Here is a 2,484-nt window from a genome sequence, read left to right on the forward strand (position 1 = left end):
GTTGAGACGTTAGACAACCTCTCTCAACGGCACGGGGGCCTCGTGCGTTGCGGGCGCCGACCGCGTCACCCATCCGATGCGCACTCTAAAAAGGCTCAGTGAGCCTCTTTCATCCTGTGCTGAAGGGTGAAATGGGCTGGTCAGCGGGTGTGGTGACGAGGCAGGGCCCCTGGTCGTTGGCGTGGTGATCTCACTCATCACACTGGCGACCGAAGGGGCCCTGTTGGTTCCGTATCCTGCCATGCTCGACGTCTCGCATGAGCTGGTTGAGCATGTCGCCTGGCTGCTGCACGAGCACCGCCAGACCCGTAACGCCCGCTGGCGCAGGCTCGGCTGCTTCCAGCAGGCGCTTCTCACGCTAGCGCACTTACGGAAGAACGAGACGTTCTCGCAGCTCGGAGCCGGGTTTGGGATATCCCAAGCCACGGCTTGGCGGTACGTCGACGAGACACTGAACGTCCTGGCCGACTGGGCGCCCGGTCTGCACGAAGCACTCACCGGCCTCGGTGAAGGCGACCACGTCATCGTTGACGGCCCCCTGATCGCCACCGACCGGATCGCGGCCGACGAGCCGTACTACTCCATGAAGCACCGCAAGCATGGCATGAATGTGCAGGTCATCGCCCGTCCCGACGGCACACCGCTGTGGTTCTCGCGTGCGACACCCGGGCGGACCCATGGTCTGACCGCGGCCCGGGCCCATGGCATCGTGCAGGCCTGCCTCACCAGAGAGATCCTTGTTCTCGCGGACCGTGCCTACCAGGGTGCCGGCGCCACCGTCCACACCCCGTACAAGAACCACCGCGAACAGCCGGAGCACTACCAGCAGTTCAACCGTGACCACGCCCGGCTGAGAGCTCCCGGGGAACGGGCCTTCGCGCAGCTGAAGTCCCGGCGCATCCTCCGCCGGGCCCGATGCTCCACCCACCGCATCGGCACCATCGTCCAAGCCGTCCACACACTCCTGACCTGTAGCTATTCAGGATGAAAAAGGCTCAGTGATGAACGCTCACCGGATGACGGTGAGTGAGAAGAGGTCGATTGCCAGTTCGGAAATAGTTGTCATTCTCGCCCGTCAAACTATCTCGAGACGTCGAAAAAAGTGCAAGAAAAAGAGAAATCGGGCTCTTGTGTAATATTTGCGATCATGGGTAGCGCGAGCGGGTGAAGCGCCATACGTTTCTTCTCGCTAGCCGTTCGACCTCGAAGGGGAAATAGTGAAGGACGCGTTCGATTTGCTGGCGGAGTATGTGGGCGAAGCCTGCGGCACGAATCACGTCTGCTATCACTTGGACGACGTTCAGGAGTGCGAGGTCAAGAGTCATCCGACCTACGAACAGCTTCGCCGTCGCGCGGTCGACGCGCGGGTCAAGCAGAAGTCATCGCACCTTTGGGAATCTTTGATTTCCATGGGGAGGATGGCAGATCTGCGGGGTGACGATAAGTGGCGCATGATTATCGTGGACTGTTTGGTGCCGTTTCTTCGTGGACATTCCTGGCATATTCACAGGAATTTCTACCGCGATCTGGGTGACGTGCGTTCGGACATGCTCGAAGCCGCTTTGACGGTTTGGCGAGAGACGGCGTCAGGGGTTCCTCCCCGTGACGTTCCTGAGCTCATGGTGAAGATCGCCGTCAACGAGGCGTATCGTCGTGCCGACGAGCACAAGCATGAGAGTGCGTCACGCGACGCGGAGATTTTGGCGTCTCTGGAGGAGGCCTCTCTGGATTCGACGCTGAAGGCTTCCTCCATCCTTCACGGGGTCAATCCTCGCGATCCGGCCGTTATGGAGCAGATTCGAGGTGAGCGCACCGGTGCGCTGTGGCAGAGGTGGGGGCTTGCCGAGACGTTCGGGCGGCATCATGCGGACCTGCGGGCGGGGCGCCGTTCAGGTCTGAACAATGCAACGGTTTCCGCAACGATGCTTGCTCGAATCTTTGTCACAGGAGGGAATCACTACTACTACACCTCGGACATGTACCCGAAGTTCGTTGATCTGCCGGCTGCTGCCGAAGCCCTGGGAATCGCGAAGACAACTGCCTATCGTATGGTGAGGGCGGGGTCGTTCCCGTGCCCGCCTGTGAGGATGGGCAGCGCATACCGGGTACTGACGCAGTCCTTGATGCGTTCCATGGCCATACCGGACCTAGTCGTCCACGCAGACGATGTCGAAAACGGCGCCGACCACGCGGCGGGAGCGTGAAGTGCCTCGGGCGGTTCGGACGGCACTCAGCTGGCCACTGAGACCGCGTTTGAGATCTGCGCACCCAGCGGATTCGCAGCCCTGACCTCGAGCCGCCGAGCAGCGGAAAGCCAGGTCAGGGCGCTGACGGCGTTGTAACAGGTCACCCAAAACCAAGATCATTTGAGATCTCAAACGCGGTCTGAGCCTTTTTAGAGTGCGCATCGGATGGGTGACGCGGTCGGCGCCCGCAACGCACGAGGCCCCCGTGCCGTTGAGAGAGGTTGTCTAACGTCTCAAC

General features: G+C 61.2%; 2 protein-coding genes. Both read left to right on the forward strand.

The genetic code is table 11. The annotated features are described in order from the left end of the window. Positions 1-181 precede the first annotated feature (181 nt). A complete protein-coding gene (locus ADL08_RS09405; RefSeq protein ID WP_078968065.1) occupies positions 182-988 on the forward strand; it encodes a transposase family protein in 807 nt (268 codons plus the stop codon). A gap of 229 nt (positions 989-1,217) precedes the next feature. After that, positions 1,218-2,204 (forward strand): helix-turn-helix transcriptional regulator, encoded by a 987-nt coding sequence (locus ADL08_RS38020; protein WP_234352070.1) that lies wholly within the window; start codon positions 1,218-1,220, stop codon positions 2,202-2,204. The last annotated feature ends 280 nt before the right edge of the window (positions 2,205-2,484 follow it).

Origin of the sequence: Streptomyces sp. NRRL F-6492, assembly GCF_001280125.1 — a bacterium.
Lineage (GTDB): Bacteria > Actinomycetota > Actinomycetes > Streptomycetales > Streptomycetaceae > Streptomyces.